Annotated in this window: 5 protein-coding genes; 1 reads left to right on the forward strand and 4 read right to left on the reverse strand. The window is 66.8% G+C overall.

The features are described from left to right. Window positions 1-25 precede the first annotated feature (25 nt). From ACOYYX_RS25330 to ACOYYX_RS25340, 3 genes are all read right to left on the reverse strand, one after another. A complete protein-coding gene (locus tag ACOYYX_RS25330) occupies window positions 26-1,030 on the reverse strand; it encodes an AAA family ATPase (RefSeq protein ID WP_422924864.1) in 1,005 nt (334 codons plus the stop codon). Between the two features lie 420 nt (window positions 1,031-1,450). Beyond that, window positions 1,451-2,968, reverse strand: a complete 1,518-nt coding sequence (locus ACOYYX_RS25335) for an FAD-dependent monooxygenase (protein ID WP_422924865.1) — start codon at window positions 2,966-2,968, stop codon at window positions 1,451-1,453. Continuing rightward, window positions 2,965-3,621, reverse strand: a complete 657-nt coding sequence (locus ACOYYX_RS25340) for a PadR family transcriptional regulator (protein WP_422924866.1) — start codon at window positions 3,619-3,621, stop codon at window positions 2,965-2,967. The genes ACOYYX_RS25335 and ACOYYX_RS25340 overlap by 4 nt, the downstream gene beginning before the upstream one ends. A 431-nt stretch (window positions 3,622-4,052) precedes the next feature. Here ACOYYX_RS25340 and ACOYYX_RS25345 point away from each other — a divergent pair, with 431 nt between their 5' ends. After that, window positions 4,053-15,503 (forward strand): DUF1583 domain-containing protein, encoded by an 11,451-nt coding sequence (locus ACOYYX_RS25345; protein ID WP_422924867.1) that lies wholly within the window; start codon window positions 4,053-4,055, stop codon window positions 15,501-15,503. Window positions 15,504-15,594: 91 nt separating this feature from the next. Here ACOYYX_RS25345 and ACOYYX_RS25350 read toward each other — a convergent pair whose 3' ends face one another. Then, window positions 15,595-17,061, reverse strand: coding sequence for a DUF1501 domain-containing protein (locus ACOYYX_RS25350; RefSeq protein ID WP_422924868.1), 1,467 nt, complete (start codon window positions 17,059-17,061; stop codon window positions 15,595-15,597). Window positions 17,062-17,066: the final 5 nt, after the last annotated feature.

Raw genomic sequence — 17,066 nt, forward strand, 5'->3', positions numbered from 1 at the left:
GCGGATGGGCTGATCCGAAATCGGCTCAGACGAGGGCCGGCGACTCGATCGAGTCGAGCGCGTCTTCGATGATGTCGTCCGCCTGGATGCTCTCGGCCTGCCCCTCGAAGTTGAGGATGAGGCGATGGCGGAGGGCCGAGGGGGCCACCGCGCGGATGTCCTCGCGGGCGACGTGGTAGCGGCCGTCGAGGATCGCCCGGATCTTGGCGGCGAGGATGAGAGCCTGGGCACCTCGGGGGCTCGATCCGTAGCGCACGTAACGCTTGGCCATCTCGGTGGCCTGCTCGTTCTCGGGATGGGTGGCGAGGACCAGGGCGATCCCGTAGCGGCGGAGTTCGTCGGCGATCGGGATCTGCCGGGCGAGCCGGTTCATCGCGAGGATCTTCTCGCCGTCGAAGACGGGCTCGGCGTGGGGGTCGACGGCCTCGGTCGTGCGGTCGAGGATCTTCTCGATCTCCTCGGCGCTCGGGAACTTGACCAGCAGCTTGAAGAAGAATCGGTCGAGCTGCGCCTCGGGGAGCGGATACGTCCCTTCCATTTCGAGCGGGTTCTGCGTGGCGAGGACGAAGAAGGGGCGTTGCAGTTGGAACGTCTTGCCGGCGACGGTCACCGAGCGTTCCTGCATCGCCTCGAGCATCGCCGACTGTGTCTTGGGCGTGGCGCGATTGATCTCGTCGGCCAGCACGAGGTTGGCGAAGATCGGCCCCTGCTGGAACTCGAACTTCCGGCCCCCTTCGGGGGTCTCGAGCACGACGTTGGTGCCGATGACGTCGGCCGGCATGAGGTCGGGGGTGAACTGGATGCGCTGGAACTTGAGGTGGAGGGCCTCGGCGAGCGTCCTCACGAGCATCGTCTTGCCGAGCCCGGGGACCCCTTCCAGCAGCACGTGCCCGCCGGCAATGAGCGCCGTGAGGGTCCCCTCGATGATCTCCCGCTGGCCGACGATGACCTTGCCGATCTCGTCTCGCAGCCGGTTGAATCCCGAGCGGAACTCCTCGACCTGCGCCTTGACCTCGTCCACATCCGCCATCGTCGACCCTCCTGACCTCGGGTTCGTTACCCCTGGGATTCCGACCGCTTCGGAGGCTCGGCCCGGTCCGCGACCTCATTTTTATGAGAGGTCTGGTCTCAAGCCGTGTTGAATTTTCCTTCGCGTTCCCATGTGGATTTTTTCGGAAGTTATCCCGAACGAATTCGTGAGTCAAACAAATTCAACTTCTGACGGACAATTTTTCTGACAGTCGTCAGAGGTCGGTTTTCGTAACCTCCTTGTGCGGCTCATCTCGAGCGTTCTGGAGATGTCTAATCCCGAATCCTTGCCCGTTCGGCGCATCGCCCTGACACCTTCGGCGTTTGCGAGGAAAGCCTATCCGAAGCCGTGCGGATTTGACTGGGATCATGGAGTGAGAGAGACAGATATGTGATGCTGTGGCGATTGGGCTATGGATGATCAGGCTTGTGCCCGATGTGGATGCATCTCCGGTCCGAACCACCGGGTTAGCGCCTCCGGCAATCCCTCCGCCGTCCCATCGTTCGAAGAACGGATCCAGGCGGCGTGTCCATCGGGACGGATCAGGACGCTCCCGATCCCCCGCCATTCCATCGGAGCCGCCTGGACGAACGCGACACGATCCGACCAATTCGAGGCGATGTCGCACAACTCGGGCTTTCCCCCGAGATCGAGCAGGACGCCGCGGCCGGGATGGAGCAGACTCGAGAGCTTCCGCGGCCCTTGGGCTGTCTCCAGCGTGACATTCGGCGCGAGTCGGCCGAGCATGGGGTGGGCATCGGCGTCCGGTACTCCCATGTCGTAGCGAGTGCCAACGCCCGTCACCATCTCGGCGAGGTGGCGTCGGACGGGCGCCAACGCGGCCAGTTCCGACATCAGCGCCCGGAGCGGGTCGAGCCGGTCCTGCGGCTCGGCGAGGGCGACCTGGGCCCTCGTATTGAGGAGCAACTTCGCCCCGACAGCATGACGCTCGGTGTGGTACGACTCCAGCAATTCGCGAGGGGCCTTGCCCTGGACGTTGGCGGCCAGCTTCCAGCCCAGGTTGAAGGCGTCTTGCAGGCCGATATTCAATCCCTGGGCCCCTGCGGGCGGGTGAATATGGGCGGCGTCGCCGGCCAGCATGATCCGGCTCGAGACGTACCGCTCCGCCTGCCTTGCGGCGTCCCCGAATCGCGTGAGCCACCTCGGTTCGACGAACTCAACCTCACGCCCGAGGGCCTGGCAAACGGCTTCGCGGAATTCGTCGAGCGTGACGGTCGCGTCGCGGTGCTTGGGCATCGTTCGCTCGGCCGTGATGACGCGGACGTAGCCCGGCCGGGGGATGACGACGACCGACCCATGCTCCGTGCGGTGCGAACCGACCGTGAGGCTCGTCGGGTCGGCCACCACCACGTCGCCCAGCAGCCAGGTCGTGGTCGCGTCCGTCCCCGGGAAGCCGATGCCCGCCCCCTTTCTCACCGTGCTCCGGCCGCCGTCGCAACCGGCGAGATATGATGCACGCAGCGCGTAGATGCCCTCGGGGCCGCGGACCTCGATCGACACTCCGCCGTCATCCTGCTCGGCTCCGATCAACTCGTGGCCCCTGCGGACCGGCACGCCGAGTTCGATGGCGTGGGCCTCGAGCAGTTGCTCGGTGCGTGTCTGCGGGATGCCGAGTGTATAAGGATGGTCGGTGTCGAGGGTTGCCAGGTTCAAGGGGGCCTCGAGCCCGGCGAAGCTCGCGATCGGCACGCGGTACCCCTCGGCCAGGAACCGATCCGCGAGCCCCCGGCGGTCGAGCAACTCCAGGCTCCGCGCATTCAGGGTGAAGCCCCGGCAGTAGGGAGGTTGCTCGGCATGGCGCTCGAGCAGGACGGCGCGGACGCCCGCGAGGGCCAACTCGCACGCGAGCGTCAGACCCGTCGGCCCGCCCCCCGCGATGGCGACGTCGAACGTTTCAACCCTTCGATCGTCGTTCATGACTTCCTCCCTGGCTTCGGCTTGCGTTGAGTCTGAGACTCCTTCTTCGGCGACGCTTCGTCTCCCGGGCCGTCGCCCGCCGTATCTCGGGCGGATGATGGGGTCTCGGGCGTTGGTAGGTCGTCGATGGCGCGTTCGGACTCCTCATGCCAGCGCAGCTCCGCCTCGATCTGCATCTCGCGGCGGCGGAACATGAGGCTATCCAGCGGCCCAATCTTCCCCTCGAGCCGGAGTCGGGACCCCTCGGCGCGGATGCCGGCGAGGGCCCCGGCGAGCTTCGACCTGCGCTCGGCGAGGAGTCTCAGCAACTCGGCCTTCGCCCAGGTCCGGCCGAAGATCAGGGCCACGCCGAACGCGTCGGGCCCGAACTGGAGTTCGCGGATCGCCTCCTCTCGAAGGAGGCCCAGGTTTCGAAGCCCCGCGTCGGTGATCCGATAGACGGTGCGGGTCGGCCTCAGCCCCACCTGCTCCGTCCGGACCGGCTCGACCAGCCCCTCTTCCGCCATGCGCCCAATTTCGCGATACAGAGCCCCGACGCTGACCCCGCCCCAGTTGGAGACATTCGTCTGCTCGGCCTCGCGTCGGATCTGGTGCCCGTGCCGGGGCCCCTGGCTCGCGAGCAGTCCCAGCACCATCAGTCGTGAGAGATTCATGAAATTAGTATCGGGAGACTAATCTCGTATGTCAATCGCTGCCGTCAAGGTTTGAGACGGGTTGAATCGGTGTCGATCGGGGTGGTCGAACCCAAGGCGGAGGCCCCCAAAAACCGTTCACAAGCGTCGCCGGTGTGTCCCGGGGAGTTATGGCCGATACGAAGGCGTCTAGTGCGAGCGAAGATCGTCCTTATCGTCAAGGATCGCCGTGCCTTGGGGAGCGTAACGGCGTCCGGAGAGTCACGGTGGAAATCCAGTCTGTGGAAATGAACAATGCGAATGAAATTGAGAAACGAGCATCTCTTGAAAATGCTCGGATGGGGTCGTTCTCGACAATTGACAGGGTTAGTTCAGGGGTTTACCTTGCAGTGACGAGGTATTGCGAGAACTGTCTTTAACGGTTTTACAATTCTTCAAGGAAGGTGACCTCCATGTCGCATCGACCCTGGCACATCTTAATTCTGCTGGCATGGTTGCTAATAAGTATGCCGTCAATTGCCTCGGCCCAGAGGCCCAGGAAAGAGGCCGAGCCGAGTGCGGAGATATCGGCCGAAGAGACGCGTGAGCGTACGATCATTGACCGGTTCGTCACGCTGCTGGAGAAGAACCCGAGGCGCGGCACGGCCCTCGACCGGATCTATGGCTATCACGTCGAACGCGGCTCGATCGACGCGTTCCTCAAGCCCTATCAGGATCGCGTGGCCAAGGATCCCGAAGACGGCGCCGCCTGGCTGATCCTGGGCCTGTTCGAGTCCCAGCGCGGGCGAGACGCCGCCGCCGTGGCCGCCTTCAAGCAGGCCGAGGCGAAGAGGGCGGCCGACCCCCTGCCCTGCTACTACCTGGGCCAGGCCCTCATCCTCACCGGTCAGCCGGAGGCCGCCGCCGAGGCGCTCGAGCGGGCCATCGCCCGCAAGCCGACCCGCGCGGACATGCTCGAGATCTACCAGGCCCTGGGGCGGTCGTATCAGCGGACCCGGCAGAATGAGAAGGCCCTGGCCGTCTGGAACCGGCTCGAGGCCCAGTTCCCCAACGACCTCCGGGTCAAGGAGCAGGTCGCCGACGCCCTGGCCGAGGAAGCCCAGCCTGCGCAGGCGTTGACCCGATACGAGGCGCTGGCCAAGGCCGTCAAGGACAAGTATCGCCAGGTCCGGTTCCAGATGGAGGCCGCCGAGCTGAAGGTCCGGCTCGCCAGGTCGGCCGAGGCCCTTGATGACTTCGAGCGCATGCTCGGCCAGCTCAATCCCGATAGCTGGCTCTATCGCGAGGTCCGCCGCAAAATCGAGGAAGTCTTCCTCCGCAACGACGACCTCGCCGGGCTCGCCGCTTATTACGAGCGCTGGATCAAGAAGACCCCGGACGACGTCGAGGCCTTCTCCCGACTCGGCAAGACGCTGGCGAACCAGGGGCGCACGGCCGATGCCCTCGTCTGGTTCGAGAAGGCCGTCAAGCTCGCCCCTTCCCGGAGAGAACTCCGCAAGGCCCTCATCGATCAGTTGATCCAGGACGGAAAATATGCGGATGCATCCAAGCAATATGAGGAGATCCACAAGGCCGACCCCAAGAACCTCGACGTGGTCCGCGAGTGGGGCCAGGTGCTCCTGAAGGACGAGACGAAGCCGGAGGCCGCGCGCAAGCAGACGGCCTCGGAGATCTGGATCAAGCTGACCGAGGGCAAGGAGCCCGACCCGCTGATCGTCTCCCAGGTCGCCGACCTCTTCCGCCAGGCCGAGATGCCCGACCAGGCGATCAACCTCTACAAGAAGGCGATCGCGCTGGCCCCCGAGGCCACGCAGTATCGCGAGTATCTCGGCGAGTTCCTCCACACCTTGAAGCGTCCCGACGAGGCCAAGGCCGTCTGGGGCGAGATCGCCGCCGGGTCCCGACACAACGCCAAGAACCTCGCTCGGCTCGGCGAGGTCCTCGCCGGGTTCGGCTATCGCAAGGAGGCCGTCGACGCCTTCGCCGAGGCCTGCAAGCTCGACGACAACGAGTACGACCTCCGGGTCAAGTATGCCGATGCCCTGTTCCAGCTCGATCGCCACGACGACACGCTCGCCCAGCTCGACGCCGCCGACAAGCTCGCGACCGACCCCGAGCAGTCGGAGGCCGTGCTGGAGCGTCGGATCAAGACGTACCAGGCCGCCAATGCCCTACTGGCCCAGGCCGATGCCTTGCAGAAAGAGCTCGACGGCGGCAAGGAACCGACGGCGACGCGATGGCTCCGGCTGGCTCGCTACCTCGAGGCCGAGCAGAAGCCGGCGGAGGCCTCGAGCGCGATCAAGAAGGCCATGCAGGCCGATCCGAAATCGGTCCCGGTGCGCACGGCCGCCTCGCGGATCTTCGAGATGGGCGGGGACCTCGGCGCGGCCACGGAGGTCCTCAAGGAGTTGACCAGGCTCGATCGTCGAGGACGATCGGGCTACTTCGCCAGCCTCGCCAAGCTCGAGGCCAGGCTCGGCCGTCGCGAGGCCGCGCTCGCCGCGGGACGCGAACTCCTGGCCGCCTCGCCCGGGAACCCGGAAACGTATCAAGATTATTCCGACCTTTGCTTCCAACTCGGCGAGGTCGAGGAAGGGCTCGACGCCCTCCGTCGCTCGGTGAGGGCCAACCCCTCCGACCCCAAGGTCGCCCTGACGTTGGCCGAGGCACTCGCCCGGCAATTCCGCACGGATGAAGCCATCGAGCTTTTCTGGCGAGCCTTCGAGAAGTCGGCCGAGCTCGACGCCAAGGTGGGCGTCATCGCGAGGCTCACCGAGCTCTACCTCCTGCGCAACCAGTTCGACCGCCTCGTCTCCAGGCTCGAGCGTCTCCAGGCCGAGCCCGACAAGCAGCGCGAGATGAGCCTTTGCCTGGCCCAGGCGTATGCCTCGGCGGGGGACCTCGGCACCGCCCGCCAGGAGCTCGAACGGCTCCTCGCGACGAACGCGCGTGACGCCCAGATCCTCGGCCAGCTCTCGACGCTGAGCGAGAGCGAGAGTGACCTGGCCGCCGCCGTCAAGTTCCAGAAGCAGCTCGTCGAGATCACGCCCACCGAGGACGCGCAGCTCCGCCTGGCCCAGCTCCACCTCCAGGCGGGCGAAGGGGCGGAGGCCGAGGCCATCTGGTCGCGACTCGCGGCCAGCGACAAGGATTCGGCCCGCTCGCTTCAGGCGGTCGATAGCCTCCTCGGGGCCAACAAACGCGAGGCCGTGCTCACGCTGACCGATCGACTGATCCGCCGGAAGCCCGACGACTGGGAGGCCCTCTTCCGCGAGGGGCTCGCCCTCTCGGGCCTGAACCGGGACGAGGAGGCGGCCCGCCGCTTCCGCTCGATCCTCGAGCTCCACACGAACGACGACGAGATCGGGGCGCTCGCGAAGTCGCGCATGAGGAACAATTCGAATCGCCCCGCGGGAGCCTTGCCCACGACTGCGGCGGCGGCCATGCGTATCCGCACGATCCCGCTGCAGGACCGGGTCTATAGCGCCAGTCAGGCCCGGATGGCGGTCGGCCTGGATAATCGGTACTCGTATGGGCTCTCGAGCAATTACGTCTGGTCTCCCTTCGATTACGGGCAGGCCCGGATGGCGGCGCTGGCCTGGCTCTATCACCAGGCGGAGAAGAGCAAGGCGCAGGACAATTACCTGAAAGAACAACTCGCCGCCCGCGACAAGAACCCCGGCGACCCTCGGCTTGCCTGGGATTGGTATCTGCTCCAGCTCGTCCTCCAGGATCAGACCCAGACGTATGACGCCGCCAAGGAACTCGCTCATCGGTTCCCGAGCGACCCGTCGGCACTCTGGGTCTACCTCAACTCGCTCTCGTCGCGCACCTCCGGCACCGGCGTGAACGTGCGGATGGCCGCTCGCGCGGGTTCGGCGTCCGACCCGACCCCCGCCCTGTCCGCCGAGGAACTCGACCAGGTCGTCTCGGCGTTCCAGGGGCTGCGAAAGCGTCGGCCGGACTGGATCCAGGGGACCGTGCTCCCCAACGTCCTCGTGGAATTGAAGCGGGCCAAGCGCACCGAGCAGGAGACGGCGGTCTATCGCGAGGAGCTCGACACGGCGCAGGATCCGGGGACCATCGCCTCGCTGATCCAGGCCGCCGGGACCCGCGGGGATGTCGACGCCCTGATTGCCCTGATCGACAGGTCGGAGAAGCTCCAGGCCAATCGCACGAGTTCCTCGATGATGTATTACTCACCGACGAGCCATCTCGCGGCGATCTCGCAGACGATCTCCGCCCGGGGCGATGCCAAGTCGTACGCCGACATCCCCAGGTTGATCGATCAGCAATTGCTCATCGCCCGCAGGGCTCGACAATCTGGCAAGCGCAATCGGACGGCCGCGAGGAGTTCGGCCAATGTCGCCATCAGTTCGCGGATCGTGATCTATCAGGCGAACGGCCAGGCCCGGAGCATGCAGGTCGACTATCCCACACCGAACGCCTATCTCGACCAGAGCGGGATCAGTACGCTCCGCAATGCCTTCGATATCTACAAACGTGACGACCTTCTGAGCGACCTGCTGGGCTATTACCGCAAGCGGGCCGAGAAGGCCGAGTCGGCCCAGGACCGCCTCGACGCCTCGCTCGTCCTGAGCGCCCTGGACTGGTGGGACGAGAACAAGGATACCGCCGTCGCCGACCTCAAGAAGGCGGTCGAGTTCTCGGGCGGAGACAACGAGCTTGCGCTCGCCCTTGCCGCCCTCTACGAGCGGCAAGGGGAGCCGGATGAGGCGATGGCGACCCTCGACGGCATCGAGGCGCTCGACAACACCACGGTGCAGAACCGCGAGCTCGCCGCGCTCCGGCTCGCCGTCTCGACGGGCAACCTCGACCGCGCCCGGCTCGCCTGCGACCGCCTGTTCGGCCTCCGGCTCGACGCGGCGACGCAGACGATGCTGGCCGGGCAGATGCACCAGCTCGGCATGCACGACCAGGCCGAGTCGGTCCTGGCCAGGGCCCAGCGCAGGGCCGGGCAGCAGACCTCGACCCTGGTCGTGCTCATGTCCGAGTATCAGCGGCAGGACAAGGCCGACCAGGCGACGCAGATCGCCAGCCAGATCCTCCGCCGGGGGAACCGACGCACGCTCCCCCCCGGCTATTACAACGAGGAGGAATCGGCCCGCGACGAGGCCATCCGCGTGCTGGGGCGCTCGGGCAAGCTCAAGGAGCTGATCGCCAGGCTCGAGGCCCAGGCCGAGCGCTCGCCGAAGTCGTTGCAGATCCTCCAGAGCCTCGCCGATTATTACAGGGCCGCCAACGACCGCGCGAAGGAAAAGGCGACCTATGATCGTATCATCAAGATCAAGCCCGATGATGCAAAACTGCGATTCCAGCTCGCCACCCAGCTCTCGCAGACGGGGGACTTCGCCGCGGCGGTCGAGCACATCCGCGAGGCGGTGAAGCAGGAGCCGATGCTACTGGCCAACAACGGCTTCGACTCGGTGATGAGCATCTACCGCCAGGCGAGGAAGATGGAGGAGCTGGCCACGCTCCTCGATTCGATCGACCTGAAGTCGATCAGCCAGCCCTATTACGTCGGCCAGATCCTCCAGGGCCTGCTGGCGGATCCGAAGACCAAGGATCAGGGCCGGAAGCTCCTCAAGAAGGCCTGGGATGTTTTCGCCGATCAACGTTCCCAGATCATGGCGTATCTGGATAACAATGAATCCTGGTGGAACGAGCCCGAGGCCTACGAGATGTGCGTCTCGGCGCTGATCCCCAACGCCGCGAAGGTCCGGCGCGATCCCTGGACGGGGCTCTATGAGATCTCGATGTACCAGGGGGACGGCCGGATCGTCGGCATGCTGACCCGGGTCATCTCGGCGGCGAAGCGGCTCAACAAGCTCGATGAACTCGGCCGGCAGGTCGACGAGAGCCTCAAGCAGTTCCCCCAGTGGTCGGGCGGGAAGGCCATGTCCGCCATCCTGCTGGCCCACTCGAATCGCGTCGCCGAGGCCCGCGCACGCCTCAAGGATCTCCTCGACGAGGAAAACAAGGGCGTGCCGACCCAGATGCGCTGGGTCGTGGCCCAGGAGCTGGAGGACGTCCCCTCGCTGCAAGAGGACGTGGTCAAGCTCTACGAGCGCGAGATCAAGGATTCGCTGACCTCGAATAACCGGAGCAATGGGCTGCAGTACAACACCCCGATCCTCCGCCTGATCGCGATCTACAAGCAGACGGGGAGGTCCGAGCAGGCTCGGAACTGGCTGCGGAAACTGTCGGAGGTCAAGCCCGACTACTCGGGCTATCCGATCCAGTACCTTGCCAGCCAGAAGGCCAACGATCTGAACGAACTCGCGGCGCAGATGCTCCAGCTCGACGCGACGATCGACGCCGTGCGGCTCTACGGCGAGATGTTCGAGGCCGCCGCCAACATCCCCGCCGACTCGAACTATTACCCCAGCCGCGAGAACGCCACGAACATGGCCCAGCAGGGGCTCGAGCAGGCGTTCAACTCGATCAAGGCCGACGCCCTGGGCGCCTGCTTCGCGGGGTTGCTCGAGCCGAAGCCGAACCCCAAGCCCGGCGAGCCGCAGCTGAACCTGATGCTCGGCGTCAGGCCTCGGGCGCTGGATCGGGCCGCGGTCTTCAGCTTGGCCGATGTCCTGATCGCGGCGACGACCACTCGACCGGAGGCCCGCGCGGCGGTCCAGGCCTCGCTGGCGAAGGCCGCCGAACGGGCCCCGGATGACATCTCGGTCCAGGTCGGGCTCGCGCTCGTCGCCTTCGCCTCCGGCTCGGCCGAGGGCATCGACCAGTCGACCAAGAACCTGGCCGACCTGATGGCGAAGACTCCCCTGGAAAACCTGCCCGCAGGAACCCGGGCCAACGCCCGGCAACGCGAGGAGGCCGCGAGGCAGATGGGCCTCTGGCTCGTGGCCCGGGCCTGCTGGACGGTGGATTCGGTCCGGGATCGCGGCGACGTCTTCGCGACCCGGGCCTTCGAAGCCGCGCAACGCCAGGTCGACACGTACCCGGCCCTGGCCATGCTCCGGGAGTGGGGACAGGTGGCGCTCGACCGCGGCGACCGCCCCACGGCCGAGGCCCGCTGGTCCAGGATGCTCGCCATGATCACCGTCAAACCCACCCCCGCGAAGTCGGCCAGGAAGCCGGCGAGGCCCGACGGGGTGCCCGTGCCTGCGCCGGCACCGGCTCCGGCGGCCCCCGCGCCGGCGCGACCGACGGTCGGGGTCAAGAAGGTGAGTCAGCTCGTCGTCACGACGCCCGCCGCGCCGCAGGCCGCGCCTTCCTCGATCTCGTCGCTGACCTCCGAACGGTTCGAGCAGGCCGCCCAACTCGCCAAGCTCGCCGCCGAGAAGGGGATGAATGACCTCTCGCTCCGCGCCGTCCGCGAGGCGATCAAGAGCGGTCCACCCATGAACCCGACCTTGCCCGACGCGTCGATGAGCATGTCCGTCCGATCCAGGAGGGGCATGGCGACGACGAGTGCGAATGCGGCCGACCCCCTGGTCGAGCGCCAGCTCACGACGCTCGTCCCCTTGTGGAAGCGGTCGGGCGTGACACCGGCGCAGATCTACGAGATCCTGCGCGACGCGGTCCTGCCCGAGTCGCGCCCGCAGGAAGTCTTCCTCTATGCCCAGCCGCTCGCGAATCCGGAGTCTTACGGCAACACGTCGCTGCCCGAACCGAGGAATCTCGGGTCCCTCCTGGTCCAGGCCGCGATCGACGCGAAACAGACGGACGACCTCCGGAAGGTGCTCGAGCCGCGACGGGGCCAACTCCTCGCCGAGCCTTCCGCCTCGGTGCTCCTGTCGCTCCTGGGGATCGGCCTGGAGGATGATGCGTTGGCGGGGCCGGCGCTCGATGCCCTGGTGACGCGGCTCCAGCGCGATTCGCTCCTGAACTCGGCGACGCTGGCTTGCCAGGTGGCGATCCCGGCGCTGGGCCGTCAGGGCCTCGCCCCTCGCGGCGAGGCCCTGCTCGAGGCCGTCCTGAAGCACCTGGGCACTCAGCCCGAGGAGGAGCCGCGCAACTCGTTGCAAAGGCTCCTGGCCCGCCACTGGTTCGCGAAGAAGGAGCTGGAGAAAGGCCGGAGGCTCCTCGAGCAGTCTCTCTCGGCGACCGAAGGGGGGCTGGCGGCCTCGCGGAACAACGTTGATTATGTGTTCTACCGACGCAAGATGATCTTTGCCAACTTCGCCGACGAATATGCCCGCGCCGGGCAAGTCGATGATGCCCTGGACCTCCTGGGTCGCTATAGCGACCTGCCGCAGAGCCGGTATAACTACGGCGACTCGCGAAGCCTGGGCGTCACGCTCGTCCGCCAGATCTCCCAACTCCCCGCCGCGGAACGATACGAGAGGCTCAAGGTTTGGACCCTGCCCACCGCGTCACGGACCACCGTGCGGCTGCTGGGAGAGTCGATGGCATACGAGCCACTCCCGGCCATCTTCACCCCCCAGCCGATCCCATCCGCCTGCTTTTCGGATTCGCTCAGTACGGCCGACCTGCTCCTCGAAGCGGCGAAGGAGGCCGGCAAGCTCGACGACCTCGACGCGGAGTTGCAGAAGGCCGTCGAGAAGAAGCAGGACGGGGCCGAGATGCTCTGGCTCCTGACGAGGATCGCCCGGGGGCAGGCCGACACGGTCGCCGACCGCCTCACTCGCCTGGCCGACGAGTACCGGACGAAGCTCGCCGAGAAGCCCGCCCCCGACGAAACGAACCGGTACAGCCCATCGCGGCCGACCTACGAATGGCCCGCTTACCTCGTCGCGAAGGCCTGCCTGGCCGACCCCAAACTCGCCGAAATCGGCGAACGCATGGGAAAGGACCTGGTCAAGCTCGCCTTCCCGCCAGCCCAGTTCGATGCCAACCTCGCGCAGTTCCTGCAACTCGACCTCGCCGAAAGCGCCTGGCAACGAGCCGCGGGCCAGGGGTCGAAGCTGGATCGCGACCCCGGGCTCTTGCACTGGCCGAACGATCATTTGTCGAATTCGACGCAGGGGGGATGGGCCTTGCAGGATGGGCTCCTCTCGTCCTTCGGGGGGACCCCGACGACGCTCCGGCTCGGATTCCCGGTGGCGGGGACGTTCACGTTCTCGTTCGACGCATTCCTGGATGACGATCATGGCGCCGGCATCGCCTATGGAGGGTTGAACGTCGGCGTCCAGGGCAAGGTGAAGAAGGTCCCCGTCCAGGGTGAGGCCCCCAGCGTGAGGCAGTGGGTGAGGCCCGGGGCATTCAACCGCATCACGATCGCCGCCGAGCCGGAGAAGGTCCGGGCCTTGGTGAACGGACACGTCATCCAGGAGACCAACCGGTCGGCCGACTCGGCCCCCTGGCTGGGCTTCCTACATTCGCCTAAAGCCGTCTACCGGAATCCGGAGTTCTCCGGCAGCCCGGAGATCCCGCGATCGGTCAGCCTCTTGAGCAAGGATTGGACGTCCTACTGGCATTCCCTGAGCTATCGCGACACGATCGCCCCCCAGGCCGAGAAGAACCCGTCGCTCCTGAAGCTGCCCGCCCCGCCGGTTCGCTCCGAGGATTACGACTGGGCGCTCGTCGGCGACGAGATCGTGGGCCGCAAGGTCGAGAGCCTCTCGGGCGTCCGCAAGGTTGTGCAGAGTGCCCTCGCCTACATCCGACCGTTCCAGGATGGCGAGACCCTGAAATACCAGTTCTACTACGAACCGGGGCAGGTCGCCGTGCATCCGGCCATCGGCCGTCTCGCTTTCCTGCTCGAGCCCGAGGGCGTGCGGCTCCACTGGATTACCAAGGAGGGAACCGACGACTGGACGGGGATCGAGCCCAATAACGCGGTCGACGTGCCGGGCGATCGGCGAGGCCCGTCTCCCCTGCCCCTGAAGGCCAAGGAATGGAACGCCATCAAGCTCGCCCTGGCCGATGGCAAGATCTCCATCACGCTCAATGATGCCCTGATCTATGAGCGACCCCTCGAACCCGAGAACTCTCGGACGTTCGCGTTCTATCACGAGAAGGATCGGACCCAGGTGCGCGTCCGCGGCATCGTCCGCGAGGGCGCCTGGCCGGAATTCATCCCCGCCGAGCTGTTCGCGCGGAAGGGCGAGGACGGTCCTCCCGAGCTCCGTCGGGCTCGCCTGGCCGTGATCGGCGAGGAGGCCCTCGTCAAGCAGGCCGATCAGGTCCTGAAGCGAGCCGCCGCGAAGTCCCCCGCCGAGCGTTATGAGATGCTGGCGGCCTGGGTCTTGCCCGGCGAGGATCACGCGACCTTCCGGCTCCAGGGGGATCTCACGCCCGCCGATCCTGCCCCGCCCGTCGCATCCGGCAAGGTCGCGGGGGGCTCGGTCGTCGCCCCGGCCCTCGAACTCGTCGCCGAGGCCAAGGCCCTCGGCAAGCTCCCGGAACTGCTCGAGCGGGCTCGAGGCTTCGGGGCGAAATCCGACCAGGACCGTCGCGGGCAACTCGCGATCGAGGCCCTGATCCTCGCGGCGCAGGGGAACGATGCCGCGGCCTCGGCCACGCTCGAGAGGCTCAACCCGCTCCTGGCGAAGGTCCCGGCCGACGCCCCCGAATGGCAACGTTGGCCCGAGATCGTCGCGGTCGCCGGCCTGCCCGAGTCGCTTCGCCAGGGGAAGGCCGCCTTGGCCCTGCTCGACGCCCTGGCCGACGCCCCTCTGAAGCTGGAGAAGGATGCGATCCCGCCGCGCTGGCTCCGGCATGCGAGGCATGAGCGGGCCCTGGTCCAGGCGGTGAAGCCCGGGGGCTCTCGCGAGATCACCGGCTGGCTCGCCGTGGCTCCAGGGTCGGCCGAGGCTCGCGGCAGTGGGCTCGCCGCACCGTTCTGGACGGCACGCGAAGGGCTCTGGACCCGCTCCCCCGGCGAGGCCGACGACAGCCTCATCTTCCGCACGCCCCTGAAGCCCCCCTTCGTGCTGGCCGCCGAGCTTCGCGCTTCGGATCAAGGGCAGACGATGCTCTCCTACGGTGGGATGCAACTTGGCCTCAACGCCAAGGGGACGGCCCTGCTGGCCTCGTTCGGCAGCGCGTCCTTGCCCGACGTGACCCTGCCGGAAGCGGCGAAGGGGAGCGAGGGCTGGCGGGCGATCCGGATCGAGGCGAAGGACGCCAAGCTGATCGTGTCGGTCGACGGAGCCAGGGTCTGCGAGCAAGCTTTGACCGGCTCCTCCGACCCCTGGCTGGCGATCGCGACCAGGGAACGCGGCTCGGCCTCGATCCGCAACGTGGCGATCTCGGGCGAGCCGACGGTGCCCGAGTCTATCGACCTCGGCGACTCGCTGAACCTCGCCGGCTGGTCGGCCCGCTATTACGACGAGGCCACGGCGGGGCCCCCAACAGCCTGGGAGAAGCGGGGCGACGAGATCCTCGGTGCCCGCCTCAAGCCGCCGCCCGATCAATCGAACGAGGCCATGCGATATTCCAGGAGTCAGGCCGCGGTACGTCCCGAACGCCATGCCGTGGTCGGGAGCCGTAGTGAGAGCCTCGTGCGTTACCACACGCCGCTCCGCGAGGACGGCTCCATCGAGTGTGAGTTCTTTTATGAACCCGGCCAGACCCTGGTCCACCCCGCTCTCGGGCGTCTCGCCTTCATCCTCGCCCCCAAGGGGGTGAGCCTCCACTGGCTGACCGATGGCGAATACGACCGCACGGGCCTCGCACCCGGCAATGAAACGCCAGACCCCTCGGGGCGTCGCGGCCCCGAGCAGCTCCCCCTCAAGGCGGGCGACTGGAACCGCCTGAAGCTGACGGTCGAAGGGAACAAGGTCGGCCTGATCCTCAACGACGTACCGATCTACGAGCGCGAGCTGGAGGCCGACAACTCGCGCCTCTTCGGCTTCTTCCACTATGCCGAGGAGACCGACTGCCGCATCCGCAATGTCCAGCGGCGAGGCAACTGGCCCCGCTCGCTGGGCAAGCCGGGCAAGGCCGCCCGTTGATCCGACCGGGAAACAAAGACGGCCCGGGCCGGCGAGTTTGATCCTCGCGCGACCCGGGCCGTCGTTTCATTTCAACACTTCAACAAGGTGCTCAGGCCAGGAGCTGCTTGACGACCTTGCCGTGGACGTCTGTCAGGCGGAAGTCGCGCCCCTGGAACTTGTAGGTCAGCTTCGTGTGGTCGATGCCGAGGAGGTGCAGGATCGTAGCGTTGAGGTCGTAGACCTCGACCGGGTCCTTCACGATGTTGTACGAGAAGTCGTCGGTTTCGCCCAGCGTGAGGCCCGGCTTGATGCCGCCGCCGGCCAGCCAGATGCTATAGCAGCGCGGGTGGTGATCGCGGCCGTAGTCGGTCGCCGTGAGCGCCCCCTGGGAATACACCGTGCGGCCGAACTCGCCGCCCCAGACGACCAGCGTGTCTTCGAGCAGGCCGCGCTGCTTGAGGTCGGTGATGAGAGCGGCGGAGGCCTGGTCGGTATCGCGGCACTGGCTCCGAATCCCGTTGGGTAGGTCGCCGTGCTGGTCCCAGCCCATGTGATAGAGCTGGATGAAACGGACCCCGCGCTCGGCCAGGCGGCGGGCCAGGAGGCAATTCGCCGCGTAGCTGCCCGGCTTGGTCACGTCGGGCCCGTACATATCCAGGACCGACTTCGGCTCGGCCGACATATCCGTCAGGTCGGGGACGGACGACTGCATCCGGTAGGCCAGCTCGTACTGGGCGACCCGGGTGAGGATCTCGGGGTCGCCGGTCTGGGTGTGGTGCAGGTTGTTGAGCTCGCCGAGGTCGTCGAGCATCTGACGGCGGGTCGCGGGGGAGCAGCCGGCCGGGTTGGCCAGGTACAGCACCGGCTCCTTGCCGCCGCGGAGCTTGACCCCTTGATATCGCGTGGGGAGGAAGCCGCTGCCCCAGAGGCGGTCATAGAGGGGCTGGTCCGTCCGCCCTCGGGAGAGGAGCACGACGAACGAGGGCAGGTCCTGGTTCATGCTACCGAGGCCGTAGGCCACCCACGAGCCCATGCTCGGGCGTCCCGCGAGCTGCGAGCCCGTCTGGACGAAGGTGACGGCCGGGTCGTGGTTGATCGCCTCGGTCTGCATGGACCTGACGATGGTGATATCGTCGGCGATCTTCGAAGTGTGCGGCAGGAGCTCGCTGAGCCAGGCCCCGCTCTGTCCGTGCTGCGCAAACTTGAAGATCGACGGGGCGACGGGGAAGTTCTTCTGCCCCGACGTCATCGTCGTGATCCGCTGCCCCATCCGGACCGAATCCGGCAGCTCGATCCCGCGCTTGTCGGCCAGGTGCGGCTTGTGGTCGAACAGCTCCATCTGCGACGGGGCGCCCGACTGGAAGAGGTAAATCACCCGCTTCGCCTTGGGGGCGAAATGCGGCAAGCCCGGCAGGTTGCCGATCGCCGCCTCGGGCGAGGCCCCGGCCGAGGGGCTCGCGCCACGGGCCTGGTCCTGGCCCAGGAGCGAGCCGAGCGCCATGCTGCCGAGGCCCACACCGGAGCGAGCCAGGAAGAGTCGTCGATTGAAGGCTTGCGCGGCCTTGAGCTCGTCCATGGTCG

Origin of the sequence: Singulisphaera chitinilytica, from assembly GCF_049331405.1 — a bacterium.
Taxonomy (GTDB): domain Bacteria; phylum Planctomycetota; class Planctomycetia; order Isosphaerales; family Isosphaeraceae; genus PoT.

Excerpts from the sequence above, each read along its gene's own strand:
- ACOYYX_RS25335 (WP_422924865.1), bottom strand. The coding sequence starts at position 2,968 with ATGAACGACGATCGAAGGGTTGAAACGTTCGACGTCGCCATCGCGGGG.
- ACOYYX_RS25345 (WP_422924867.1), top strand. The coding sequence starts at position 4,053 with ATGTCGCATCGACCCTGGCACATCTTAATTCTGCTGGCATGGTTGCTA.
- ACOYYX_RS25330 (WP_422924864.1), bottom strand. The coding sequence starts at position 1,030 with ATGGCGGATGTGGACGAGGTCAAGGCGCAGGTCGAGGAGTTCCGCTCG.
- ACOYYX_RS25340 (WP_422924866.1), bottom strand. The coding sequence starts at position 3,621 with ATGAATCTCTCACGACTGATGGTGCTGGGACTGCTCGCGAGCCAGGGG.
- ACOYYX_RS25350 (WP_422924868.1), bottom strand. The coding sequence starts at position 17,061 with ATGGACGAGCTCAAGGCCGCGCAAGCCTTCAATCGACGACTCTTCCTG.